Here is a 24,560-nt window from a genome sequence, read left to right as displayed (position 1 = left end):
CGTTCTTAAAAGCTACGAATAACAAGCAGAGGATGTGTACCATGAACACGGGATTTCCCAAACGGTCCGGCCGGATGGACATGGGATTTTATGCATTAAACAAGCTGGCCAGCGCCGGCGTCGTTGTGCTGCTGCTGAGCCTGCTCGATTGGGTGTGGCCTCCCGGCGCTGATCGAGCTTCGGAATGGTTAGGCCTCTATCTGCCGCAAGAGCATTGGGTATACGGTTACGCGCTGACCGCGTCTCTTGCGGCAGATGCCATTCTCTCGTTTTTGCCTTCCCTGCATAAGGGTAAACAAGCCGCCGTGTACGGAGCGGTCGGTTTTCTGTTCTTTGCCTTATTTACAGGCGGGAATCCGGAGCAGCTCTGGCTTCGCGCAGCAGCGGGAGCCTTAACACTGCTGATCTTCTTGTGGGGGAAGCATACGTTCTCCAGCAATTCTCTGGCCACCCCGTTCTTTGCCTTGGCCGTTCCCCTGTTGTGCTGGGTGATCTGATGCAAGAGCCTATAGCTTCCTTCCATGAAAAAAGGGCCCTCCGATGAGGGCCCTTGCTCTTTGCTTCAAAGCGCTTCGATGACATCCCCGGCGATGACCGAGGCGGGATGTCCCCGGTGCCGCGCGGCCCGCTCGCCGGCACGGCCGTGCAGCCACACGCCAAGCGCGGCTGCAGACGGACCGGCATATCCTTGCGCCAGCAGGCTGGCAATGATGCCGGTCAGCACGTCCCCGGTGCCTCCGGACGCCATGCCGGAGGTACCGGTGGTGTTGATGTAGGCTTGTCCGTCCGGCGAAGCCACGACGGTATGCGCCCCCTTGAGCACGAGGGTAACTCCGTGCTCGGTCGCGAATCCTGCAGCGGCACCGATCCGGTCCCGCTGCAGCTCGGCGGTCGGAATACCCAACAGCCGGGACATCTCCCCCGGATGCGGGGTCAGGACCGTTGCCGCACCGCGCGGCTTCCAGGTGCCGAAATCACCGGCGGCGGACAGCATATTCAGCGCATCGGCATCCACCACCAGCGGTCCTTCCCATTCTTCCCACAACCGGCGGAGCCATCTGGCATCTCCTTCAAAACGGCCTAGTCCCGGACCTACGGCCAGCACATCGCGGGTTTTGGCGAGTTCCAGCACCTGCTCCGCAGAGGCCTCATCCCAGTAGCCGCCGCTCTCTTCGCCTGTGGCGGGGGCGAGCATCACCTCGGGTGCGGCTCCGCTCAGCGGCAGCACCAGGCTCGCAGGGAGCGCCCAGGTCACCAAGCCGCAGCCGGCGCGAAGCGCTGCCCGGGAAGCGAGCAGGCCTGCGCCGCTCATCGTGCGGCTGCCCCCTACGGTCAGCACGTGACCGTAGGTGCCCTTATGTCCGTCCGGCGAGCGGTGGCGCGATACGTCCGCACCCAGCTCGGTCCGAAGGACATGCGGGGTGAGCAGATGCGTGCGGACGCCCTGCTCCCGGCACAGCGATGCCGGGATGCCGATGGAGCGGACCACGACCCGGCCAGCCGCCTCGGCGCCGGGGTACTGCACCAGGCCTCGCTTCAGGAAGGCGAGGCATACCGTCACCGCGGCCAAGATGCACGGCTCATGCCGCGCGCCGGTATCGGCGTCCAGTCCGCTCGGAATATCCGCGGACACAATCGGCAGGCCGCTGCCATTGGCGGCCTGGATCAGCGCGGCGTAAGCGCCGCGGGGCGCGCCCGTCGCGCCCGTGCCGAGCAGCGCGTCCACGATGCCGGTGTACGCGCCGTAGTCCACGGCATCACAGCCGTGGACCAGAGCCGGGATGCCGAGCGCTGCCGCGGCATCCCGCTGCACCGCCGCCTCGCCGGCTAACGCCGACGGCTCAGCGGCATAGAGCAGCGTGACGCGTATACCGGCGTCACGCAAATGCCGGGCGGCGACCACCCCGTCGCCGCCGTTATTGCCCTTGCCCACCAGAATGAGCCAGTGCTCACGCGCCGCCAGCGTGGTGGGCAGCCGAACCTCTCCGTCGATGACAGGCGACGGGCGGCTCATCTCCAGAGCACGGTCATTCCCGAAGGTAGGAGCCTCCGCCGCGGCCGAATCCTCCGGTAAGGATAGCCGCTGTTCCCCTCGCTCGTCCTCCGGCATGAAGGACGGAGCCTTTCCTGCTGTACCAGCAGCTGCTGCGCAAAGGGAACGGCTCGTTCTATCACGCTCAAGGCATAACTTCAGGACTTCCTCGGCAATCGCTTTACCCGCATTTTCCATCAGCGCAATCGCCGGGATGCCGATTTGATGAATCGTATGGTTGTCGAGTGCCCTCATCTGTTCAGACGTCACAACATACATCCAAGCTCTCCCCTTTGCTTCGATATATCCTACGCAAACACTCTGGCGACTCAGGATGCCTGTCGATTAATAAGCAACGGTAAAACGGGACTGAATAAACTGCGGATCATCCAGCTCATCAATCACAGCTACCGCGAAATCCTCAACCGAAATTCGGCTGCTTCCGCTCTCGTCGGTCACCAGTCGATCCATGCCGATCCGGAACTGTCCGGTACGTTTCCCTGGCTCGATGATGGCCGCCGGACTGACATACGTCCAATCCAGATCGCTTTCCTTGTACAGATCGTAAGCATCCGCATGCGCACGGGCAAGCGGCCTGATCTCCTCCGGAAATTCCGGGGTATCCATAAGCGGTACGCCGCTGTCGGCGATCAAGCTGCCAGCGCCGCCAACGATCAACAGACGGGTTACGCCGCCGCGTCTCGTTCCCTCCACAATCGTCCGTGCGGCTGCAACGAGTTCCTCTTCCCGGCCGAACTTTGGACCGAAAGCGCTTATGACGGCATCATGCCCTTGAATCGCCTCTTCTAATGATGAAGGATCCATGACATCCGCTTTGACTTTGTTTAAACGCTCATGCTCTGAATCCAATCGATCCGGATTTCGCAATACCGCCGTGACTTCGTGGCCCCGGCGCAGCGCTTCCTCCGTCATTCGTCTCCCGATCGTTCCGCTTGCTCCAATTAATGCTACCTTCATGTTCATCGCTCCTTCGCTTAAAAATTATACTACATCACCCCTGGTGATGAATGGCTCTTCTTGAATCTTAAGTAGTATTATAAACACCTGGTGCCGTCTATAGCCGTTCGGGCTGTCGCACCTCCTATTTACTTATCCCCATGCAGACCTCTTCAAACTCCACTCGTTCATTTTTCCTCAAAATAATAGATCTTTAGACCTATGTATCACCAAATTATTTTCACCGATAGAATACATAGATGCATTTTTACGAATATATATCTTGCATAATGACTTAATTCGCATTACTAAGGTTGTGTGTTTGCTGGAATTTGTCGTTTTTCTATGACGTAATCGTAATGTAAAGGAGATTATCCATACAATGAAAAAAAAATACGTCCGCTGGCTGGCCCTTTGTCTCGCAGGCAGTCTGCTGCTGCTAAGCAGCCTCTCCCTTCAGCCTGATGCGGCTACAGCCGAATCCCGCCAGAAAGCAACCTGGTTCTGGGATACGCCGCAGATTCAAGATTCGGCTGACGACATTCTTGATTTTGCCGCCAATCAAGGCGTCAATGTACTCTATCTGCAGATGAACCGCGATGTTCGGCCCGAATATTACCGCAGCTTTATCCGCCAAGCAGGCAAACAGGGGATTGAGGTTCATATCCTTGGCGGCGCGCCTAACTGGGCGCTGGAAACGGAGCGTCACCGATTGGAGACTTTCATTCAATGGACCGCTGAATATCAGGCTTCCGCTGCACCGAATGAGCGCTTCACCGGCATTCATGTCGATATCGAGCCGCATGTGCTGAGCGAGTGGAAAACAAACCAGGCCTCCTTGGTCAAGCAATGGCAGGCGAGCGTCCGCTATCTGGTCCATGAAGCGCACACACTGAATCTGCCCATCGGTTCCGACATGACATTCTGGCTGCACGGCTACCAGCTGCCGGACCAGTCGATGTCAATCAGCCGGTGGATGATCCAGCAGTTCGACCAGGTCGTCATTATGGCCTATCGCGATCAAGCAGATAACATTTATAACATTGCTGCTGCCGAGCTTAAGGAAGCCGATGAACTTGGCAAGGAAGCTCTGATTGCCGTAGAGACCAAATCGAGCAATGAGGGAGCTTACATTACCTTTTTTGAGGAAGGCACGTCCTATATGGAAGAACAACTGTCCAAGGTATGTACTAAAGCAGAGAAGCACCCTTCGTTCTCCGGGTTTGCCATTCATGACTACAGATACTGGAAGGCATTATATGACTCTAAGCGTTGAGTCAACTTTTGAACCTCGTTTCCTTACCAACCAAGGCTGCCTGGGGCAGCCTTGGTTTTTTTGTATCTGCTTTCCTATAGAAAGGTGCCAACCTTAATCCCTGCCTCCCTTCACGATTTTATGTTTACCGGGGGAATAGTTTCTTTTTACGCTCATGTTTCCTGTATACTCGGTACATTCACGACCAAGAGCACCTTGGTTGTCCGTCGTCCATCATGTGTATATGATCAAGCCGTTAAGACGAGGAGCAGTACATATCCGAGTGTAATTTTTACCCGCCGGAATGGCGCCTTGCTTATCTGTACTTCCGTCATGCGGCTTCTCCCCTTTCATCTGGAATGCATGATCTTGTTTGTATAGGATATGTACTTCCCTTCAAAATGTTATCCAAACACAAAAATGTTTCCGTTATGCAAATGAAAGATTGAAACTTGATCAATTCTCTCTCCCTTGTCATTCATTCCCTTGAAATCCCTCCCTTGTTGTGCAATAGTGAAAGGTAGAATATTGAAGGAGGGATCCGCTTGTCCCTTACGGAATGGATGGTTGATATCTTTGGCTCACTGGACACGCTCGTGGCCGTGCTTCTTGCCACCGCGGTATTTTCGGGCCTGTACATATACAGTGCATCCCGGCTATTGGGTGCACGCAAGGATTCACTTGCTCGCATTCGTCAGTCCTTGACGATTTACACCAGACTGGCTGGGCCTCTGGGAACCCTTATCAATCGACCGACCCGAACGGCCGTCCCCGAAGATCTGCTGATCCGGCTTCTGCAGGAATGCAAATCCGCTGATCTGTTGACTCGGGAGCTCCACGAACAGATTGATACCTTTCTAAGCGATCGCGATGAATCCAGACTCACAACGCTCCACAAGCTGCTGGACCGCGAGATCCACAGACTTATGAAGGAGCGCGACGAACTGGTCGGGCGGCTCGAGAAACCCGGTTGGGGTATGGGATTGTGGCTGCTCTTGAAACCTGCCGTACCTGCCCTTTCACTGGGTGCCGCGATCCTATGGACGACGCTTCTTGTCCAAGAACTAAGGCAATCCTCTACCTGGACAAGCCCTGAAGTATGGTGTCTATGGCTCTCCAACATGATTGCCACGATCTCTTTCTACCGACTGTTGATGGATTCCAGAAGAAGAACGCATGGCGTTATCTATACCGTGCTGCATCTGCTGATTGTGGCTTCGGCCCTGTTTAATCTGATCTGGGACGAAGCCTCGCCTTACGTTTTGGCTACCCAATGCTTGTTGTATCTGGCGGGTTTCCGGGTGACGGCCACCCGCCAGCGGCGTGAGCGGCCCTATGCCGGTCACCCGGAGCTAATGGAACAATTCCTTCATCCTACGGGAGACCACGATCCTCTAAGCGAAACAACAGGCACAGGCGAGCCGGAGATCGGCAACAGCCCTCTGCGGTCCAGATAAGATAGCAGCGACATGAATATTACGAGATACAGCCCGTGCCGACTTGAACGGCCGGGCTGTTTTTTTATCATCGCAATCCTTGTGCGGGAGGTCGTCATTATCCGATATTACGCTCTTAAATGCCGTATCCCTGTGTTTATACAAAAAAAGAAAAGAACTCCCGCATGAATGCTGAAGCGCACACCCTCAGTCTACATCGGTTCACACTCCAGGGTGTTTTTCCGAAGTCTACTGGATAAGGTGCACTTCAAGGCATCGACGGAAGTCTTATCTCGGTACTCGATAACCATATGGAATCATCTTGCATTCGTTCTTCGCTGTTGGCCGGATGCCCGGGGCGGTCCTGACGTCTTGACCGCTCCGGAGGCCGTATTCTCGAAACGCTTGCGCTCCGTTCGTTCCATCTGAACGATCTGACCCTCATGCACTACGATTTGCAGCGAACCGAATTCCATGTCGTTCAGCAGGCTTGCTATGCGTTCGAGCCACATTTCATCCACTTTTAATGGTTTAGCCATGGATACGCCTCCTCACCGGGCAAAGCCCAAATATATTCACTCCATCATCATAAGCCGAAGTGACATTCTAATGGTAAACGATCATTATTCATTCTTTTCCAACCTTTATAGTATGAATTAACATTAGCATGGGTTGGAAACGACTGTCAATGGGCATTTTTTCGCGTAAACCAATGTTTCAGAAGCAGTGTTACGACGGCTAATAACAGCAATAACGAGGCCACCGCGAACGAAGCGGAAAACTGATATTCATTGTACAAAATTTCGACATGAAGGGGCAGCGTATTGGTCTCGCCGCGGACATGGCCGGATACGACGGACACCGCCCCAAACTCGCCCATGGCTCTGGCGTTGCACAGAATGATGCCGTACAATAGCCCCCACTTGATATTGGGCAGGGTGACCCTCCAGAAGATTTGCCAGCCCTTGGCGCCCAGTGTTACTGCCGCCTCCTCTTCCTTCGTCCCTTGGTCTTCCATCAGTGGAATCAATTCCTTGGCCACAAAGGGAAACGTGACAAATAACGTAGCCAGAACAATGCCGGGCACGGCAAAAATAATCTTGATATCATGGCTTTCAAGCCAAGGGCCAAACCATCCCTGCCGACCGAAGATCAGCACGAAGATTAAACCTCCGATGACCGGCGATACCGCGAACGGTAAATCCAGCAGCGTAATCAGCAGATTTTTGCCTTTGAAGCGGAACTTCGTTATGGTCCATGCCGCGATGACGCCGAATATCGAATTCAGCGGTACCGCAATGGCCGCCACCAGTAAAGTCAGCTGAAGCGCAGATAGAGCATCAGGATCGGATAAGGCTGCTAGATAGACGTCCCATCCCTTCTTAAGCGCTTCGGACATCACCGTAACCAGAGGCAGCACTATAAGCCACAGCAGCACAAGCCCAGCCAAACTAATGAATGTCCATTTCACCCACGGCTTCTCCGCTGCAGCCGGAGAGGACGGCGTGTTTCGTTTCGCTGCAGGGACGGCAGCGGGTACAGTTCCAGCCATGGTATCCCCTCCTTAACGCGCGGTTTTCCGCGTCCAATGTTGCAAAATATTGATGCCGAGCAGCAGTCCGAAAGAGATGAGCAGCAGGATCAGGGCAACCGCCGTCGCGCCGGCATAATCAAACTGCTCCAGCTTCGTCATGATCAGCAGCGGCGCAATCTCCGTCTTCATCGGCATATTCCCCGATATGAAGACGACGGAGCCGTATTCTCCGATCCCCCTGGCAAAAGCGAGCGCAAATCCGGTCAACAGCGGCGGAATCAGGGTCGGCAGAATGATGGTGCAAAACGTTCGCCATCGGCCTGCCCCTAGCGTGGCAGCCGCCTCTTCCGTATCCCGCTCCGCGTCCTCCAGCACCGGCTGTACGGTCCGCACGACGAACGGTATGCCGATGAACATGAGGGCCAGCGTGATGCCTAAGGGAGAGAATGCCGCCTTAATCCCCAGCGGCTCCAGCAGCGACCCGATCCAGCCATTAGCGGAATAGATCGCGGTTAAAGCCACCCCCGCCACGGCCGTTGGCAGCGCGAAGGGCAGATCGATCAGGGCATCCCACAACTTTTTGCCGGGGAAATCATACCGCACCAGCACCCAAGCCAGCAGCAGCCCCAGTATCGTATCCGCGAATGCGGCCAGCGCCGCTGTTGTCAGACTAACCCGGTAGGAGGCCAGCACCCTCGGATCGGTTGCAACCGACCAGAACTTCTCCCAGGTAAGTCCGGTTTGATTGAGAAGCAGCGCCGACAGCGGCACGATCACAACCAAACTCATATAAAGGACGGTCAGTCCCATGCCGATTCCAAATCCCGGGAGCACGCTGCGATGATTTCTGCGTTGCTTCTGTACGGGGAGTACTGCCATATCCTCTCATCCTTTCCTGCCTTCGGCGGTTCTGCCGATCAGCTGCCTGGCACGTAAATCTGATTAAAAATGCCGCCGTCGTTGAAATGCTTCGTTTGCGTCTCTTCCCATGTTCCAAACACATCCTTGAGCGTAAACAATTCGATAGCCGGGAACTTCTCCTTGTACTTGTCAGCCACGCTGGCAAGCGTCGGACGGTAGTAATTCTCCGCCGCAATCGTCTGCCCCTCTTCACTGTATAGATATAACAGATAGGCTTCCGCTACCTCGCGGGTCCCCCGCTTGTCAACGTTCTTATCCACGACGGCAACCGGCGGTTCCGCCAAAATGCTGACGGACGGGTTCACGATTTCAAATTTGTCAGGACCCAGCTCGTTAATCGAGAGATAAGCTTCATTCTCCCAAGCCAGCAGCACGTCCCCGATTCCACGTTCAACAAAAGTGGTTGTTGCGCCGCGTGCACCGCTGTCCAGCACCGGTACGTGAGTGAACAGCTCTTTCACGAACTCCTGTGCCTTCGCTTCATCATTATTGTTAACTTTAAGCGCGTAGCCCCATGCCGCCAAGTAGTTCCACCGTGCACCGCCGGAGGTCTGAGGATTCGGCGTGATAACCTCCACGCCCTCCTTGATCAGGTCCGGCCAATCCTTGATGCCTTTCGGGTTGCCTTTACGAACGAGGAAAACGATCGTTGAGGTGTAAGGCGCACTGTTATGCTCAAACTTGCTCTCCCAACCTTCATGGATCAATCCCGCCTGGCGGATCGCATCGATATCGTATCCGAGGGCCAGTGTCACCACATCTGCCTCCAAACCGTCGATAACCGAACGGCTTTGCTTGCCTGAACCCCCGTGCGATTGCTTAAACGTTACCTTCTGGCCTTCTTCCTTTTCCCAATGTGCCGCGAATGCTTTGTTGTACTGGTCATATAACTCCCGGGTCGGATCGTAAGAAACATTGAGAAGTTCCACGCTCGGCTTGCTTGAGCCCGAAGCAGGCGCTTCTCCATTGGCGGTTGCGACTGTCTCTGTTTTCTCTGTCCCGCAAGCCGTAAGCGCCGCCGTCAGCATCACGGTTAATCCGATGAGAACCCCTTGCTTCAACACCTTTTTCATATGGATCACTCCCCCTAGATTCTCTACTAAACAGGCCGTATGGCAAAAAAAGACGGAGGAAAGCTCATCAGAACAGAGTCAAGCCGGTTTGCTGCCGTGCCTGCTCTTGATCCTTGAGCGTTCCTCCGTCGATACGGTGAGAACAAAATATTATAATTCCTACCTGTTTAGTATGTTATGTTGCTATTGTAATAAGCCCATCTCCTCCTGTCAAACCTTTTTTTCAAATAATTACAAGTTTGGGACCACTCGGTCCATAGAACCATTTTTGATACGGCGAACGCAGTCACAGCGCGGTTTACCATTTACTGTGGGTTGTATGAACCCGCTTCCATCCTTATAATTCAACTCCAAAGGAGATGATCATCATAAGAAAGCCCGCATGGAAAATAATTTCTGCACTTTTCCTGAGTATTCTTCTGTTCATGCCTGCATTCGCCCATACAACGGAGGCAGCTCCGCTGTTAAAGCCGGGCAGTGAAAACGGGGATGTCTGGGAGCTTCAATACCGCCTGAAAACGCTGGACTTCTACACGCAGCCGATGGATGGCAAATATGGCGCAAACACAAAAACAGCCGTTATCCGTTTCCAAAAAGAATACGGTGTGCCAGCCGATGGAGTTACCGGCGCGCAAACCTGGAGACAGCTGAAAAAATATACGTTAAATCAATCCGAAATGGACGTCATGGCCAGAGTCATTTACAGCGAAGCCCGCGGTGAGCCTTACAAAGGACAAGTTGCCGTCGGTGCTGTTGTCATGAACCGCATTCAATCCAGCGAATTTCCGAATGATATTCGGGGCGTCGTTTTTCAAAAAGGGGCCTTTACTGCCGTAGATGATGGACAATACTGGCAGACCCCGAACCGGGCGGCCTATGTTGCCGCATTGGATGCCGTTCGCGGCTGGGATCCGACTTATGAATCTCTTTATTATTTCAATCCCAAAACAGCGACCAGCCAATGGATCTGGTCCAGACCGCAAGTGCTGCAGATTGGCAATCATATCTTTGCGCATTAATTATTCATCGAATGAATCTTTAAACCAATGAATTCCTATAACCTTGCTAACCCGCTTCCTCGCTATAGCGGAGGTTGAACACCGTGTTCCTTGTCCATTGCTACGGGCGGGGGACCCTTAACAAAAAGAAGCAGCTCGAGTCCCATTTCAGGGTCTTCGAGCTGCTTCTGCTTTATATACGTTTAACGTTGATTAGCCTTTGCCTTCTCTACGGGACAGATGCATACCGGGCGCGTGACTTCTAGTGTATAACCCGTAGAGACCAGGTTGCCCGTGTCCGGATCGATCCGATAACTTGCGATCAAACCATTGTCCTGATTCGCCGTCAGCAGGAAGCCGTCCGGCATGATATTGAAATGGCGCGGCGTTTTACCGCCGGAAGACACCCAGTTGACTGCGCGGAGCGAACCGGTCTCCTGATCGATCACATATTGAACGATGCTGTCATGTCCCCGGTTGGAAGCGTACAGATAACGACCGCAAGGAGATACCAGCAGATGGGAGGATGTGTTGTTATCCATCACGACGTCCTCCGGCAGCGTCGATATATGCTGCAATATTTTCAAATCCCCAAATGTTCCATCGTTTGCGTAAGCCGTTACCGTGCTGTTCAGCTCGTTCGTGCCATACACCCACTTGCCTGATGGATGAAAGGCCACATGCCTCGGGCCCGAGCCTGGCGGCAGACTGATCTCGCGGTGGGTCACCAGCTTGCCTTCCTCCAGCCGATACAGGTTGACATCATCCATGCCCAGGTCACTGACCACGATATACTTGTTGACAGGGTCTTCAAATATCGAATGCGGATGCGCTTCCGATTGACGGTCATCGCGAAGACCGCGTCCGCTGTGCTTAATCTTGGAGGTCAGTTCTCCAACCCGGCCATCTTGTTCTAATGCCAGCACCGATATATGTCCATCGCTGTACCCTGTCGTAAGCAGATACTTCCCGTCCGATGTACGGGATACATGACATGCACCGGACGAGCCGGTAGACTGAACATTCAACAGCGTTAATTCACCGGTTACCAGATTGGCCGAATACGCCGACACATCGCTTTCGCCCTTCTCGCTGGCTGCATACAATACGGAGATCGAATCATCGAAATCCAAATAGGTAGGGTTTTCTATACCAGCCGTACCGCCTAAGAGACGCAGCTCGCCCGTACCCCGATCCATCGTCCCCCAATGAATTCGATTATCTTCCTCCGAACCATAGGTTCCTATGTAAAATATCAGTTCCTGCCCTGCTGTCATGTGATCCACTCCTTTGTCTAATGAATGCTCCGGTGACCCGGCCTGATTCTTATTATGTATTACCCATCAGGGCTTCGTGCTTACCGCTTTTTTTCAATTCGATCCGGCAAGCCGTCCCCGTGTTGCCCTACCAATTATTACTCACTAAGAAATCTATTGCTAGCATTGGTTTTATCATGTACGATTACCACAATTACCTCTCTATTCTATCATTCGTTGAAGGAGTTGACAGCCAATTGAAGAAAAAAATCAGCCTAATCACGTTTGCTTTCCTGCTCCTGTTTGCAAGTGCGGCGCAAGCCGCCCCGGCAAAGAATCAAGGGAATATCCGAGTCTACCTCGATAACCAGGAAATCAAATTTCAGGCAGCGCCTATTATGAAAAATGGGGTTACCTTCGTGCAATTCCGCCCTCTGTTCCAGGCATTGGATTATAAAGTCAATTGGAACAGCGGAAGTAAACAGGTGACGGGTACATACCTCGATCAGAAGCTGCAGATGACCATCGGACAGAAGACCGCTTATGTCAATGGCGCAAAAACCGCGCTTCAGATTGCCCCATTCACCGAGGGCGGCAACACACTGGTTCCCCTTCGTTTCGTAGCTGAAGCCACCGGACTGCCCGTGAAGTGGGATTCCAAGGCACGTACCATCAAGATCGACCGCGAGGGTGCAGTCGATAAAGCCACCGACGAGGTGAAGAAGCTTTACCATACGATTGAAGAAGCTGGAAGTGCCAAGAAACTGGATGCTGTCATGAGTGCCTTCCATCCGAAATCTCCTTTTTTTGCGGAAATCCAAGAACATTATCAGAACCAATTCAAGAACGATCAGCAGGTATCCGCTGACATATGGGAACTAACGGTAGCGGGAACGTCGATCCATGCCTACACCAGCGTGACCCTCGACCGCACCGGTGGACCTTTTGCTTGGGATGTTACACTACATTACGAGAATCTCCTGAAGAAGGATGCTTCGGGAGCATGGAAAATCTATGATCTGGGCCATTACGAGACGGAATATCTGGTCGGAGATGAACTGCTCGAAGCTCGACCGGAAGTGCCGGAAGCGGAACAACAAGCCATAGTGGCAACCCTTGACACCCAGTCCAAGGGCTTCAACGAGGAGAATGGCCCGCTGCTCATGTCGGTTATTCATCCGGAATCGGACTTCCACGAAATGTTCCAAACCAGCATTGCGGAAGGCATCTTCGATGAGGTGAATTTCAACCTCAAGTCAGAGGAGCTCCGGACGGTCTTTTTCCAAGGGGAAGACGCCGTCGTCTATGCTGAGGAAAGCGATGATGCAGACGGTGAAATCATCCATTCGACCTCCCTGTATTGGCTCAAGAAAGCCGAAGGCAAATGGCTGATCTATGATGTGCTGGAGCTTGAATAGGTCATTGGCACAATGAGTGTCTATAACGATGAACCGTGAATCCCTGGCCAGGGATTTCACGGTTTCTTTTTTTGCATGGTTCATTATGAAATCTTCTTCCCTCTTGGTCTACTTCACCATAGCAGACATATATCATAGTAGTAATCCATAAGGAGGGGTTTTATGGGTGTCAAACTAATTAAGATCGCCGCTGTTTACTTCGTGCTCGGGATCTTACTCGGCATGTACATGTCGATATCCCACAGCTACGATTACACCTCAGTTCATGCACACGTCAACCTTCTGGGCTGGGCATCCCTGGCTCTAGCAGGTGTTATTTATGTTCAGTTCCCCGCAGCCGGGGAATCCACCGCAGGCAAAGTGCATTTCTGGTTGCACAATATCGGACTGCCTGTCATGATGATTGGTCTCGCACTGCTGGTAAGCGGCATGGAATCGGTAGAGCCGGTCATTGCCGTTGGAGGCGTTCTGGTAACGCTGGGCATTCTGGCTTTCCTCTATAATGTGCTAACCCATGTTAAAAGCACGCGGTAGACGTTAACATTGACTCATATGCTCCAGCCTTAAAGAATCGCCCTTAACAGGCGGTTCTTTTTTCAGGTTTCTTGCACCTCTTTCATCGGATGATGGGTCATAGTTACCGACTATTGGGTATTAGTAGATACCTTTCTCTTCGAAGGAGGCACCATAGATATGGAAACGAACTCAGCAATTGAAGTCCAATTTCACTGCCGTCAGTGTCAAGCGGATATCGGGGTTACGTTCAAATCAGAACAGTTCACCACCGTACTCTGCCCGCAGTGCGATTACAGCTATTCACTCATGAGACCAACCATTGGTGAAGAGATCCTGCTGGATTGGGAGAAAGAAGCCGTATTCCAAAAAATCCGTGCGGACCAAACCGAGCATGACAAAATGGAGCTCATGCTCCTCGTCATTAAGGTCGTCGAGCTGCTGACCTGGCGGGATGAGGGGAATGGACATATCCGCGCCATCGAAACGCTTCGTGAGTGGCTGATGCTCAACGGGGTGCCCAAAGCTCTAATTGAGCTCCTGGATGCCAAGGGACCCGAAGGCAGCTCCCCTACCGAACATAAGGGATAGCGTAATCAAGCCCATGATTCAAGATATCATAAATGAAAAAAAGGAGCCGCCTCCGGCCATCATGGTCGGGGGCGGCTCCTTTTTTGCGCCGGCAAAATAACCATCGCAATCGGCGTTGTGGTTATCCTGATGAGCCTTCAGCATCTCTAACTTTATTGAATCGGCACCTCGAATGCCTGCTCCATGACACCAGGGTAGCTGCTCAACGTAAACGTAAGCGGCTGCGGGTAATCCCCGGGTTTAAGGTGGATATACTGCGTGATGAGGCTTTCCTCGGTATCCGATGAAGAACGGGACGAGGAACTGAGCCCGCCCGCATCCTCATTAATTTTATGCTTTTTCCCCTCCCCGTCCACGAATTCCGGCTCAATCGATACGCTGCCCATATGCCGGTCAGCCTGCTCTTCGTATTCAAATGTCAGCGTATGCCCCGAGTACTCTCCGAACCGGAGGTCGCCGTCCGGTGAATAGATGATCTCCTTTTTATCCGTATCCACCACGAGTTTCATCTTGGAGGGATCTACGGCCTGGAAACCACTCGCTTTCAGCGTGATGGATTCCGGCTTCTCCAAAATATTGCTGTCGAAGAAGTAGGTCATCTCTCCACCGCCTGCACCGGGCAAAAACGCGGAATCACTGTTCAATCTGACCTTTTCTCCGTTAACCACGGCTTCCAAATACACATCCCATAAACCGGATACCTTCATCGTATTGCTGGAAGGGATGTTTGCTTTCAAGACGATTCCGGCAGGAGACAACACGGCTTCTTGCAAATAGAACCTCTGGCTCTCAATCTGCAGCATTTTGTTGAGCGGAATCGTGCTAATATACTTCCGGACTGTCTCCATATCAACGGATATGTTAAGATCGAGCACCTGCTCGTTCTCTGTAGAGGATTCATAAGCCGTATTAGTTGAATAGGGGGCAATCTTAAAAGATAACGTCAGCTCTTCAGGTATAGGATGATTCTCGCCCATATGAATGTACGATCGGGAATGGAACAGCTTGCCGGCGCCGGGCTTAATCTCGGTTCCACCCGACGACCCAATACTGTAAGGCAGCGGTTCGCTGGATCCCCGGCGCTTCATCTCCACTCTCTTTAAGTCTGCGGGATTCTCCGCATGGTTTTGGACCGTATAGAACACCTCCATCTGCTGGGAGCCTACAAGTATCCCGTTCACCGTTACCGTATAATCCCCCTTGGTTACCGATTGATTCACCGGTTGAATCATGCCGTATTTGTTGGCTGTATTCAGCGTAATATCTTCTCCGAAATCAAACCCGGTCAATGGCGGATACGGTCCTTGAGCCGCCATTTGCTTTTTGGGATTCACCAGCTCTTCGCTCCCGCCCCATACTACAAACAGCAGCGCAGCCGCTACGGTTACAACCACGGCAGAGACGGTGGCTATTCGTGCCCGGCTCCGCTGCGTGCGCCGACCTCTTCGCATCCCGCTTCGAACCGCCGCATCCAATGCTTCATCGGATACAACCGCTGCGCTGATCTCCGTATCTTTATTCCTCTCGTTCAGCATTCGCTCTTCCTTCTCAAACATGGAATATGGCACCTCCTGGCTCGATTTTTTGCCGAAGCAGCTTTAATCCTTGATGCAAACGGGTTTTGACCGTCCCTTCCGGAACCTCGAGAATATTGGCGATATCGCTGATCGTCATGTCCTGATAGTATTTCAAAATCAGCACATGGCGGTATTTGGGTTTCATCCGGCTGAGCGCACGCTCCAGATCCAGCTTGCTGTCACTGACCATCTCGGCAGCCGTCTCCTGGCTGCGAATTTCTTCAACCGGAACCATACGTTTTTTCCGTTTCTGCTCATCCACGCAGCAGTTAATCAGGATCCGTATAAGCCAAGGAACAAAGGCCTCCGGATGCTTCAGCTTCCGGCACTTCATCCACGCCCGACATACCGTCTCCTGCAATACCTCCAGTGCGTCACTCTCGTTATGCAAATAACTATATGCAATTCCGTATAGGCGCCTCCGGTGCTCCGTAACGAGTGCATAGAACGCTTCCTCGTCCCCTCTGCAGGCAGCCGCCGCAAGCTCTTTATTATCCATTATCCGATTACCCTTCCCCTTATCCGACCTGCCTCGCTTATTTACATCACTGTATATAAGACTGCGAAGCGATTCAAACGGTTTTTTTATTTTTCGCACAAAAAAAGCCCGCCCGGTTAGGCAGACTTGTAACGTATTTCTCGATTAACTTCGTTTTCTGCGTCCTTTAAAGAAGTAATGGTATCCCAGATAGCCGATGCCGCATAACAGCAGCATAAGCGCAGAAATCCAGATGACAGGAAGCAGATATGGCGTGTGCTGACTGGCTACATACAACAGTACTGCGGAGAAGGTATACATCACCATCAGAAGTACGATGCGTTTGAAAATATCCATGTCGTCCGCCCCTCACCCTTCATCTCAATAATCTACATTTTTTTCCGTATATCTATCTTTATGGTAACGTAAAATGATGAAAATTGCACTCAAAATTTGGTAAATATATAAAAATTTTAGTGGTTAGAAGATCCATTTCATGAAAATGTTAAAATTCGGGCTTGATAAAACTAATATTATTAGTTATTATACTAACATCATTAGTTTTAAGTGAGAGGGGAATGTTATTATGTTAAAAACGACGATTGAGCACGTAACTCAAATTTCTTTTCTTCCTCGTCTTTTCCCGGTAAATGTCTATCTTGTAGAAGAAAGCGACGGGGTTACGCTGATTGATACAGGCATGTCATTTTCCCAGCAGGGAATCCTTCAAGCGGCAGCCGCTATAGGCAAACCCATCACCCGAATCGTGCTGACCCATGCCCACGGCGACCATGTCGGAGCGCTCGACGGGTTAAAGAAAGAGCTTCCGAATGCTTCGGTCTACATCTCGCGGCGAGATGCGCTGCTGCTTAAGGGAAATGCCGAGCTCCAGCCTGGAGAACTGCAGACTCCGATTCGCGGAGATATTCCCAAGAACATAACCACCGTTCCGGATGTGCTTCTGGGTGACGGGGATTCCATTGGTTCGCTCAAGGCCATCGCCACTCCCGGGCACACGCCGGGGCATATGGCATTTCTCGATGAGCGCAGCGGTATTCTGATTGCCGGCGATGCTTGGCAAACACGGGGCGGTTTAGCCGTATCCGGTGTGCTCAAGCCCTGGTTTCCCTTCCCTGCCATGGCGACCTGGAGCAAGGAGCTCGCCTTGGAAAGCGCCAAAACACTAACCGCACGGAAGCCCTCCGTTCTGGCTGTCGGCCATGGACGGATGCTAGAGAATCCGGTGGGTGCCATGCAGCAGGCCGTTGCCCATGCGGAATCTACGATCAGGAGGAATGCAAAATGAGTCCGAGACCCGGAATCGACCGGCTTCAACTGCTTCAAACCGCTGCCGAACTAGCGGATCAGGATGGACTTCATACCGTGACTTTGGCCGCACTTGCAGGTAAGCTTGGCGTTCGGTCGCCTTCCCTGTATAACCATGTAGACGGCCTGCCCGGTCTGCATGCTGCCCTGATGCTGTATGGCCTCCAGACATTGCATGATCGGCTGCTGAAGGCTGTCGCCGGCCGGTCAGGCGAGGATGCCCTGCGTTATGTATGCCTTACCTATGTCGACTTTGCCCGATCTCACCCCGGATTGTACGAAGCCGCATTGCAGCCTCTCCGTCCGGAACAGGAGGAGGCGCAGCAAGTAGGCAATCAGATTGTCGAGCTTCTGCTTCAAATTTTAGCTCCGTACCAGTTCAGCGAGGCGGATGCATTACATGCCGTACGGACCTTTCGCAGCCTATGCCACGGCTTCTCATCCCTGGAACGTGCAGGCCAATTCGCCATGGATTTGAATGTAGATGAAAGTCTGGATTTCATGATCCGCAGTTTCGTCGCTGGGCTCCAGCTTCAAGACAGACGGCGTTAAAAAGCGCCATACCTCCCGCACCTGCCTGATTTTGCCTGGCATCAGAATGTGCTATAATCAAAAGGCAGCACATTTCATGTCACTTTATTTATGGAAAGAGGTTCTGAATTGTGGTTAATTTCGATTCCCCAATTCTTCAAATAGGCTCTACGATTGCGATGCTGGTTATGGCACTGACCGTTATTTTCATTCGAATGAAAGCGAGTCACCGCCCCGTCACCGTCAAGAAGATCATCATCCCTCCGCTAGCGATGAGCACCGGGTTTCTGATGTTCGTTGAGCCGCAGGTACGCATCCCGATATGGTGGGCGGGAATTGCCTTTCTGGTAGGCTGGTTCATCTTCTCCTATCCACTGATTCGCAGCACCAAATTCGAGAAGGTCGATGGCCAGATCTTCATGCAGAAATCGAAAAGCTTTGTTTACATTCTGCTCGGCCTGCTGACTGTCCGGCTCCTGCTCCACGGTTACATTGAGCAGCATATTTCCATCCCGCAGACCGCGGCGTTGTTCTTCATGCTGGCTTACGGCATGATTGTCCACTGGCGCATCTCGATGTATCGCCAGTATCAGCAATTTACGACACCAGGAGCGGCTATATAGCGGACATGTTCCGTCGTTAACTAGTCATGAAACTTAATAAGCGCAAAAAAAGAGTGCCGATGTTCACGCAAACCGGACGGCTGTACCCGTCCGGTCGCGAAACTCCCTTAGGAGGAGTTTCACGAAGCGCGTGAATTCGACACTCTTTTATTATATATCCAAAGACTAACTTTGCTCTTCACTTACCTTCACCAGCTGTTTCCCGAGATTCTCCCCGGAGAAGAGCCCCAGAAATGCCTCAATGGTCTTCTCGAAACCGTCGACGATATGTTCGGCGTACTGAATGTTACCATCCCTCAGCCATTCGGCCAGTTCATGCAATGCCTCATTGTACCGATTGGCGTAGTCGCCGACCAGGAAGCCCTTCATCAGTGCCGTATTGGTCAGCAGCAGGCTCTGAATTCTCGGACCCGTATCGGGTTTTTCCAGGTTATAGAGTGCGATCTGGCCGCAAATCGGGATCCGTGCATTTTTGTTGATAAGACGCAGCACCGCATCGGAAACCTCACCGCCGACATTATCGAAATAGACGTCCACCCCATTCGGGCAAGCTTCCGCTAAAGCCGAGGCCAGATCTTCGGTCTGGTAATTGATCGCTGCATCAAACCCCAGCTTTTCCGTCAGGTACTTGGTTTTCTCGTCAGAACCAGCAATACCGATCACGCGAGTCCCTTTGATCTTGGCAATCTGTCCGACAATCATGCCAACAGCACCTGCGGCACCCGATATCACCACCGTCTCGCCTTCCTTCGGCTGACCGATATCCAGCAGTCCGAAATAGGCAGTCAAACCGGTCATTCCCAGTACGCCCAGGGCGGTCGATACAGGCGCCAGATCCGGGTTAACCTTACGCAGCGTGCCGGTCCGCACGGCGGCAAAGCGCTGCCAGCCCCATGTTCCTGCAACAAAATCGCCTTCCCGATAGGTCGGATCCGTCGATTCCATCACCTGCCCTACTGCGCCTCCAGCGATAACCTCTCCTACCTCGTAAGGTTTCGCATAACTCTTGGCATCGCTCATTCTGCCCCGCATATACGGATCCACCGACAAGTATACGGTCCGTACCAAGACTTCTCCAGCTTGCGGAACGGGCAAAGGCTGCTCCTCAAATGTAAAATCCGACTCATCCGGCATGCCTTGCGGCCTTTTGGCTAGTATAATTTGTTCGTTCACAGACATCTGAGTACCCTCCTTTTAGTAAAACCGTCATCTTTATCTTTACCCATTTTGTCCGTTTACAAATTTCCTAGCCCGAACGCCAGACCCGTTAACGACCAGCATCCTTAACTTTTAGGTGCATTTTCAATTCCGAGGGTTCGCTCAAAATTCAGTGCTGCCGCCATGGGTTGAATACCTGAGGGGATCGGTTCATCCAGGACATCACCCTGCCTGCTATCCCAACCTTTATCTGCTCTTTACGAGCAAATTAACGGCATCCTGCACAAGCTTCTCCGTATCCTCACCATTCGCTTCGGCCTTCCGTACACAATCCACCAGGTTGGAGCTGACGACAACGCCAATGGTTCGGTCGATCGCCGTACGCGAAGCGGATAATTGCGTGATAACCTCCCTGCAGTCCTTGTTCTCCTCCATCATCTTCAAGATGCCGCGAAGCTGTCCTTCAATCCGCTTGATCCGGTTTTTCATCTGATCGTCGTATTGCATATGACTGTCCTCCTATAATACGTATCTGCACTGTCAGGCTTGTCCTTGTCCCTGTATTATACAACAAATGCCCGCTCTTTCCTTGCGATCTGTACCGCCCGGCGGTATCCCGCTTGAAAATCCGCATCCTGTCTGTCTCGCTGCAGCATAGGATCAGCGACTTCGACTTGGGGCTTGAATACGCTCAGAGCGCGTGGTATATTTTTAATCAGCAAATGAATTCATAAGCAACCAGATTCAAATCTCATAATCTAAAGGCAATGTTATCTTACAAAGGTACAACCTCGGCTATTCATAGTCCTGGCTGTGCCTTTTTTTAATTTACCTACTTAAGGAGGAATTATCGATGTTCTTGGAAGCCATCTATCACCGTCCGCGCAAAAACTGGTCCTATGCTTATAACGGCACGACCATTCACCTTAGAATCCGCACTAAAAAAGACGACCTTACCGAAGTGTACGCCCTTGCAGGGGACAAGTACCTGTGGGATCAAACGATGGAATATATTCCGATGACCAAGCTGTCCTCGGATGAAATGTTCGATTATTGGGAGTGCGAGGCAACCCCTCCGTACCGCCGCTTGAAATACGGCTTCCTGCTCCAACAGGGCGACGAGAAACGCTGGATGACCGAATATGATTTCCTGACGGAGCCGCCGGCCAATCCGGACCGCCTGTTCGAATACCCGTTCATCAATCCGGATGACGTGTTCCACCCACCGGCATGGGTCAAAGACGCAATTTTCTATCAAATCTTCCCGGAACGCTTCGCGAATGGGGACACAAGCAATGACCCGGAAGGCGCCTTGCCTTGGGGCAGTGCCGAACCGACGCCGAAGAACTTCTTCGGCGGTGACCTTCAGGGGGTTATTGACCATCTCGATCATCTAAGCGAGCTGGGCGTTAACGCGATCTATTTCACGCCGCTGTTCACGGCAACGACAAACCATAAATACGATACCGAAGACTATATGGAAATCGATCCGCAGTTCGGCGACAAGGACACGCTGAAGAAACTGGTCGATCTGTGCCACGCGCGCGGAATCCGCGTCCTGCTGGATGCGGTCTTCAATCATTCCGGCAGAACGTTTGCGCCGTTTGTTGACGTGCAGAAGAACGGCATGAACTCCAAATATAAGGATTGGTTCTACGTTCGCTCCCTGCCGCTGGAAGTGGTGGATGGCATTCCGACTTACGATACCTTTGCATTCGAGCCGCTGATGCCGAAGCTGAACACGGAGAATCCGGAAGTCCGGGCTTATCTGCTCAAGGCCGCCGAGTACTGGATCAAGGAAACGGGCATTGACGGCTGGCGTCTGGATGTAGCCAACGAGGTGGGGCACAGCTTCTGGCGCGAATTCCGCCAAGTCGTGAAAAAAGCCAACCCGGATGCCTATATCCTTGGCGAAGTGTGGCATGAATCCTCCATCTGGCTGGAAGGCGACCAGTTTGACGCCGTCATGAACTACCCGTTCACGAATGCCGTACTGGATTTCTTCATCAACCGTACCGCCGATGCCGAGAAATTCTCCTTCATGCTCGGCAAGCAGCTTGCCGGTTACCCAAGACAAGCCAGCGAAGTCATGTTTAATCTGCTGGACAGCCATGACACCGCAAGATTGTTAACGCAGGCGAACGGCGACAAACGCCTGATGAAACTTGCGGCGATGTTCCAGTTCACGTACTTCGGCACGCCTTGCATCTATTACGGCGACGAAATCGGCATGGACGGCGGGCACGATCCGGGCTGCCGCAAATGCATGGAATGGGATGAGTCCAAGCATGACAAGGACCTGTTCCATTTCTACCAAACGCTCATTAAGCTCCGCAAAGAGCATTCCGCTCTTCGCACGGGAACCTTCAAATTTTTGAAGGCCGAGAAGAACGGCGGCAAAATCGCTTACCTGCGCGAGGACGACAATGAAACGATCCTCATTGCCGTCAACAATGACAAGGCGGGCAACACGATGACCCTCCCTGTGCTGGACAGCCAGTGGACGAACTTGTGGAACGGCGAAAGCCTTAGCGCGAAGCACGGCCAGCTGACCGTGAAGCTGCCTGCTTACGGCTTTGCGATCTTGAAAGCCGGGCAATAAACATCAAACTCCCTTTGAATGCCATATGGCCCGTGTATGCGGACCGGCAGTCGAAGGGAGTTTTTTTATCCGAGCAAAAACTGATCCGCCAAAGTAAACAGCAGAATCGTCAAACTAATCACCTGATTCAGGTTGTAGGAGGCGAGGTGCATCCGCCTGCGGCTGGAAGGCTTGATGATGCGATGCTCCACGGCAAGCAGCATCACCGAGATGGCTATTCCCGTCAAGTAGAGCCAGCCCAAGCCTTGGATAAAGTAAAGGGAAAGCAGCAGCATGACCATAATCCCGTGCAGCATTCTGGAAATGAGCAGCCCGCCTTCTAATCCAAACACGCGGGGAATGCTCCATAAGCCGGTGCTGCGATCGAATTCGATATCCTGCGTGGCGTAGATGATATCAAAGCCAGCAATCCAGAGCATCACGACGGTACCGATGATAAAGGGAATGAAGGCAAATTGCCCCGTGACGGCAAACCATGCCCCGATCGGAGCCGAAGCAATCGTGAAGCCCAGGTACAGATGGCACAGCCAGGTGAAGCGCTTCGTGTACGAGTACGTGCAGATCAGCACGATCGCTGCCGGCGAAAGTCCCAAGCAGAGTGGATTCAGCATCCCTGCCGCGAGAATGAAGATGGCAAAGTTAACGACCACAAATACGTATACTTCGCGAGGCAGCAGGAGCTTTCTCGGCATATGGCGATTTGCGGTTCGCGGGTTCGCAGCATCGAACTTCAAATCGGCGATGCGGTTGAAGGCATTGGCCCCATTGCGCGCGGCAACCAGCGCAATCAACGACCACAGCATGACATGCCATGACGGTACGCCGCCGGCGGCCCAGATCATGGAAATGATCGCAAAGGGCAGCGAGAACAGCGTGTGGGAGAACATCACCAGTTCTCCGAACATTTTGGTCTTATGAACGACTTTATACATCATCTGCATATGGATCCAACCTCATTCGTTTACGTTTGGGATAACCCTGCCAGCACCTTATCCAAGGCGCGGAGCATCGCTTCAATCTCTTCTTCCGGGATCATCATGGCCGGCTGGAAAGCCAGCACGTTTCGGCCGATGCCATTTTTGCCGATCATGAATCCTTCTTCCTTCATGCGCTCCAGAATGATATCCGTCCATGCAGCACTTTCCTCATCGGTCGCTCCACGGATTTCGGCCCCGGCCATAAAACCCTTGCCTCGGACATCGGCGATAAGCCCGTATCGGCCCTGCAGCTCCCTCAATCCTTCGATAAGCTGCCCGCCGACACGCAGAGAACGTTCGACCAAGCCTTCCTGCTCGATGTAATCCAATACGGCAAGCGCCGTGGCGGATGACACCGGGTTGCCGCCGAAAGTGGAGGCGGATGGTCGGTTTAGACTGGCGGCAATATCATCCGTCGTGGAGAAAGCACCGATGGGCACGCCATTGCCTAGTGCCTTCGCCATGGTCAGAATGTCCGGTACAATGCCGTAATGCTCGATCGCGAACATGCGTCCCGTGCGGCCGCAGCCTGTCTGGATTTCATCGGCAATCAGAAGGATGCCGTACCGCTCCAGCATCGCCTTCAGCTCACGGAAATACCAATCCGGCGGCACGATCATCCCCCCATTGCCTTGGATCGGCTCCACGATCATTGCGGCGAAGGTGTCTCCCTTCGCCGCGAGCACACTCGCCAAGGCATCCAGGGAGCGGCGAGCGGCAGCATCTTGATCCATGGCAGGATCATAGGGACGCGGAATAAACGTAGTCACCTCCTGGTCCAGGAAATCATCAGTACGCCACATCGGGATGCCGGTCACGTTCATCGTCAGGAAGGTGCGGCCATGAAGGCCGTATTCCAGCGCCAGAAAATTGCGGCGTTTTGTGTGCAGACGGGCGACAAGCAGCGCGCCTTCATTCGCTTCGGAGCCGCTGTTCACAAAGAACGTTCGCTTTAGGCTGCCAGGCAAAACGCCGTTTGCCAACCGCTCCGCCAGATCTGCCATCGGCTGGGTAAGGTAAATGGTTGACGTATGCTGCAGCGTCTGCAGCTGTTCGATCGTTCTTGCCGTAATAGCTTCATTGCAGTGACCGCAGGCGACAACCGACACCCCCGTGAAGAAGTCGACATACCCTTTGCCATCATGGCCGTAAAGCTTATGCATCTTGCCGCTGACGATCTGGGGCGGTTCTTTATAGAAATTGGCTGTGCAAGGGTAACCGTACTCCCGACGCTTTGCCACGATGGCTTCCGGACCGATATACGTCAGTTCTGCATGCGTCATGGATATTCACCTCTTTTGAAT

26 protein-coding genes are annotated in these 24,560 nt (G+C 52.9%); 11 read left to right on the top strand and 15 right to left on the bottom strand.

Annotation, left to right across the window (positions count from 1 at the left end):
• Positions 1-41: 41 nt before the first annotated feature.
• Positions 42-497: a hypothetical protein gene (locus OHJ21_RS23480; protein WP_100540021.1), complete on the top strand. Its 456-nt coding sequence runs from the start codon at positions 42-44 to the stop codon at positions 495-497.
• Positions 498-562: 65 nt separating this feature from the next.
• Here the strand turns inward: OHJ21_RS23480 and OHJ21_RS23475 are convergent, their stop codons facing one another.
• Positions 563-2,311, bottom strand: a complete 1,749-nt coding sequence (locus OHJ21_RS23475) for an NAD(P)H-hydrate dehydratase (protein WP_486021283.1) — start codon at positions 2,309-2,311, stop codon at positions 563-565.
• A 66-nt stretch (positions 2,312-2,377) separates the two neighbouring features.
• Entirely contained in the window at positions 2,378-3,010 is a 633-nt protein-coding gene (locus tag OHJ21_RS23470; protein WP_100540019.1) for an NAD(P)-dependent oxidoreductase, read from the bottom strand.
• 361 nt (positions 3,011-3,371) lie between these two features.
• On the opposite strand from OHJ21_RS23470, the gene OHJ21_RS23465 reads away from it, so the two are divergent.
• Together OHJ21_RS23465 and OHJ21_RS23460 are read left to right on the top strand one after the other, a co-directional pair.
• Positions 3,372-4,265, top strand: coding sequence for a hypothetical protein (locus OHJ21_RS23465; protein WP_486021282.1), 894 nt, complete (start codon positions 3,372-3,374; stop codon positions 4,263-4,265).
• Positions 4,266-4,789: 524 nt separating this feature from the next.
• Entirely contained in the window at positions 4,790-5,701 is a 912-nt protein-coding gene (locus tag OHJ21_RS23460) for a hypothetical protein (RefSeq protein WP_486021281.1), read from the top strand.
• Positions 5,702-5,997: 296 nt separating this feature from the next.
• Here OHJ21_RS23460 and OHJ21_RS23455 read toward each other — a convergent pair whose 3' ends face one another.
• From OHJ21_RS23455 to OHJ21_RS23440, 4 genes are all read right to left on the bottom strand, one after another.
• A complete protein-coding gene (locus tag OHJ21_RS23455; protein WP_100540014.1) occupies positions 5,998-6,219 on the bottom strand; it encodes a YezD family protein in 222 nt (73 codons plus the stop codon).
• 146 nt (positions 6,220-6,365) lie between these two features.
• Positions 6,366-7,232: a sulfate ABC transporter permease subunit CysW gene (gene cysW, locus OHJ21_RS23450; protein ID WP_486021280.1), complete on the bottom strand. Its 867-nt coding sequence runs from the start codon at positions 7,230-7,232 to the stop codon at positions 6,366-6,368.
• A 12-nt stretch (positions 7,233-7,244) separates the two neighbouring features.
• Complete coding sequence (gene cysT / locus OHJ21_RS23445; protein ID WP_326119103.1) at positions 7,245-8,093, bottom strand: sulfate ABC transporter permease subunit CysT; 849 nt, start codon at positions 8,091-8,093, stop codon at positions 7,245-7,247.
• A 38-nt stretch (positions 8,094-8,131) separates the two neighbouring features.
• A complete protein-coding gene (locus tag OHJ21_RS23440; protein ID WP_100540011.1) occupies positions 8,132-9,208 on the bottom strand; it encodes a sulfate ABC transporter substrate-binding protein in 1,077 nt (358 codons plus the stop codon).
• Between the two features lie 359 nt (positions 9,209-9,567).
• Here OHJ21_RS23440 and sleB point away from each other — a divergent pair, with 359 nt between their 5' ends.
• Positions 9,568-10,227 (top strand): spore cortex-lytic enzyme, encoded by a 660-nt coding sequence (gene sleB, locus OHJ21_RS23435; RefSeq protein ID WP_486021279.1) that lies wholly within the window; start codon positions 9,568-9,570, stop codon positions 10,225-10,227.
• A 182-nt stretch (positions 10,228-10,409) separates the two neighbouring features.
• On the opposite strand, the gene OHJ21_RS23430 is transcribed toward sleB, so the two are convergent.
• The gene (locus OHJ21_RS23430) at positions 10,410-11,483 is read right to left on the bottom strand and encodes a lactonase family protein (RefSeq protein ID WP_486021278.1); all 1,074 of its coding nucleotides are present in this window, start codon (positions 11,481-11,483) and stop codon (positions 10,410-10,412) included.
• 236 nt (positions 11,484-11,719) lie between these two features.
• Here OHJ21_RS23430 and OHJ21_RS23425 point away from each other — a divergent pair, with 236 nt between their 5' ends.
• The 3 genes from OHJ21_RS23425 to OHJ21_RS23415 all read left to right on the top strand — a co-directional run bounded on the left by OHJ21_RS23425 (position 11,720) and on the right by OHJ21_RS23415 (position 13,984).
• Positions 11,720-12,880 carry a stalk domain-containing protein gene (locus OHJ21_RS23425; RefSeq protein ID WP_486021276.1) on the top strand — a complete coding sequence of 387 codons (1,161 nt, stop codon included), beginning with the start codon at positions 11,720-11,722 and terminating at the stop codon, positions 12,878-12,880.
• A gap of 162 nt (positions 12,881-13,042) precedes the next feature.
• On the top strand, positions 13,043-13,414 hold the full coding sequence (locus tag OHJ21_RS23420; RefSeq protein ID WP_127593697.1) for a cytochrome-c oxidase: 372 nt from the start codon (positions 13,043-13,045) through the stop codon (positions 13,412-13,414).
• 159 nt (positions 13,415-13,573) lie between these two features.
• Complete coding sequence (locus tag OHJ21_RS23415; RefSeq protein WP_100540006.1) at positions 13,574-13,984, top strand: hypothetical protein; 411 nt, start codon at positions 13,574-13,576, stop codon at positions 13,982-13,984.
• Positions 13,985-14,136: 152 nt separating this feature from the next.
• On the opposite strand, the gene OHJ21_RS23410 is transcribed toward OHJ21_RS23415, so the two are convergent.
• The 3 genes from OHJ21_RS23410 to OHJ21_RS23400 all read right to left on the bottom strand — a co-directional run bounded on the left by OHJ21_RS23410 (position 14,137) and on the right by OHJ21_RS23400 (position 16,396).
• The gene (locus OHJ21_RS23410; RefSeq protein ID WP_394058067.1) at positions 14,137-15,540 is read right to left on the bottom strand and encodes a DUF4179 domain-containing protein; all 1,404 of its coding nucleotides are present in this window, start codon (positions 15,538-15,540) and stop codon (positions 14,137-14,139) included.
• Entirely contained in the window at positions 15,533-16,060 is a 528-nt protein-coding gene (locus OHJ21_RS23405; RefSeq protein ID WP_394058065.1) for a sigma-70 family RNA polymerase sigma factor, read from the bottom strand. The genes OHJ21_RS23410 and OHJ21_RS23405 overlap by 8 nt, the downstream gene beginning before the upstream one ends.
• Before the next feature lie 144 nt (positions 16,061-16,204).
• Positions 16,205-16,396 carry a hypothetical protein gene (locus OHJ21_RS23400; RefSeq protein WP_326111376.1) on the bottom strand — a complete coding sequence of 64 codons (192 nt, stop codon included), beginning with the start codon at positions 16,394-16,396 and terminating at the stop codon, positions 16,205-16,207.
• A gap of 229 nt (positions 16,397-16,625) precedes the next feature.
• Here OHJ21_RS23400 and OHJ21_RS23395 point away from each other — a divergent pair, with 229 nt between their 5' ends.
• The 3 genes from OHJ21_RS23395 to OHJ21_RS23385 all read left to right on the top strand — a co-directional run bounded on the left by OHJ21_RS23395 (position 16,626) and on the right by OHJ21_RS23385 (position 18,519).
• Positions 16,626-17,345: an MBL fold metallo-hydrolase gene (locus OHJ21_RS23395; protein ID WP_100540003.1), complete on the top strand. Its 720-nt coding sequence runs from the start codon at positions 16,626-16,628 to the stop codon at positions 17,343-17,345.
• On the top strand, positions 17,342-17,917 hold the full coding sequence (locus OHJ21_RS23390; protein WP_100540002.1) for a TetR/AcrR family transcriptional regulator: 576 nt from the start codon (positions 17,342-17,344) through the stop codon (positions 17,915-17,917). Before OHJ21_RS23395 ends, OHJ21_RS23390 begins: the two co-directional genes overlap by 4 nt.
• 110 nt (positions 17,918-18,027) lie before the next feature.
• The gene (locus OHJ21_RS23385; protein WP_100540001.1) at positions 18,028-18,519 is read left to right on the top strand and encodes a cytochrome c biogenesis protein CcdC; all 492 of its coding nucleotides are present in this window, start codon (positions 18,028-18,030) and stop codon (positions 18,517-18,519) included.
• A 165-nt stretch (positions 18,520-18,684) separates the two neighbouring features.
• Here the strand turns inward: OHJ21_RS23385 and OHJ21_RS23380 are convergent, their stop codons facing one another.
• From OHJ21_RS23380 to OHJ21_RS23370, 3 genes are all read right to left on the bottom strand, one after another.
• A complete protein-coding gene (locus tag OHJ21_RS23380) occupies positions 18,685-19,698 on the bottom strand; it encodes an NADP-dependent oxidoreductase (protein WP_486021273.1) in 1,014 nt (337 codons plus the stop codon).
• Between the two features lie 225 nt (positions 19,699-19,923).
• Positions 19,924-20,184 carry a metal-sensitive transcriptional regulator gene (locus OHJ21_RS23375; RefSeq protein WP_012818820.1) on the bottom strand — a complete coding sequence of 87 codons (261 nt, stop codon included), beginning with the start codon at positions 20,182-20,184 and terminating at the stop codon, positions 19,924-19,926.
• Positions 20,185-20,240: 56 nt separating this feature from the next.
• The gene (locus tag OHJ21_RS23370; RefSeq protein ID WP_486021272.1) at positions 20,241-20,399 is read right to left on the bottom strand and encodes a hypothetical protein; all 159 of its coding nucleotides are present in this window, start codon (positions 20,397-20,399) and stop codon (positions 20,241-20,243) included.
• A gap of 131 nt (positions 20,400-20,530) precedes the next feature.
• On the opposite strand from OHJ21_RS23370, the gene OHJ21_RS23365 reads away from it, so the two are divergent.
• On the top strand, positions 20,531-22,279 hold the full coding sequence (locus OHJ21_RS23365; protein WP_326111381.1) for an alpha-glycosidase: 1,749 nt from the start codon (positions 20,531-20,533) through the stop codon (positions 22,277-22,279).
• Positions 22,280-22,344: 65 nt separating this feature from the next.
• Here OHJ21_RS23365 and OHJ21_RS23360 read toward each other — a convergent pair whose 3' ends face one another.
• Together OHJ21_RS23360 and OHJ21_RS23355 are read right to left on the bottom strand one after the other, a co-directional pair.
• A complete protein-coding gene (locus tag OHJ21_RS23360) occupies positions 22,345-23,220 on the bottom strand; it encodes a UbiA-like polyprenyltransferase (protein ID WP_486021271.1) in 876 nt (291 codons plus the stop codon).
• Between the two features lie 20 nt (positions 23,221-23,240).
• Positions 23,241-24,539: an aspartate aminotransferase family protein gene (locus OHJ21_RS23355; protein WP_486021270.1), complete on the bottom strand. Its 1,299-nt coding sequence runs from the start codon at positions 24,537-24,539 to the stop codon at positions 23,241-23,243.
• Positions 24,540-24,560: the final 21 nt, after the last annotated feature.

Origin of the sequence: Virgibacillus sp. LDC1, assembly GCF_025792345.1 — a bacterium.
Classification (GTDB): Bacteria; Bacillota; Bacilli; order Paenibacillales; family Paenibacillaceae; genus Paenibacillus_AQ; species Paenibacillus_AQ lautus.
The sequence above is the reverse complement of the archived record's forward strand: the minus strand, read 5'-3'. Positions and strand labels throughout refer to the sequence as shown.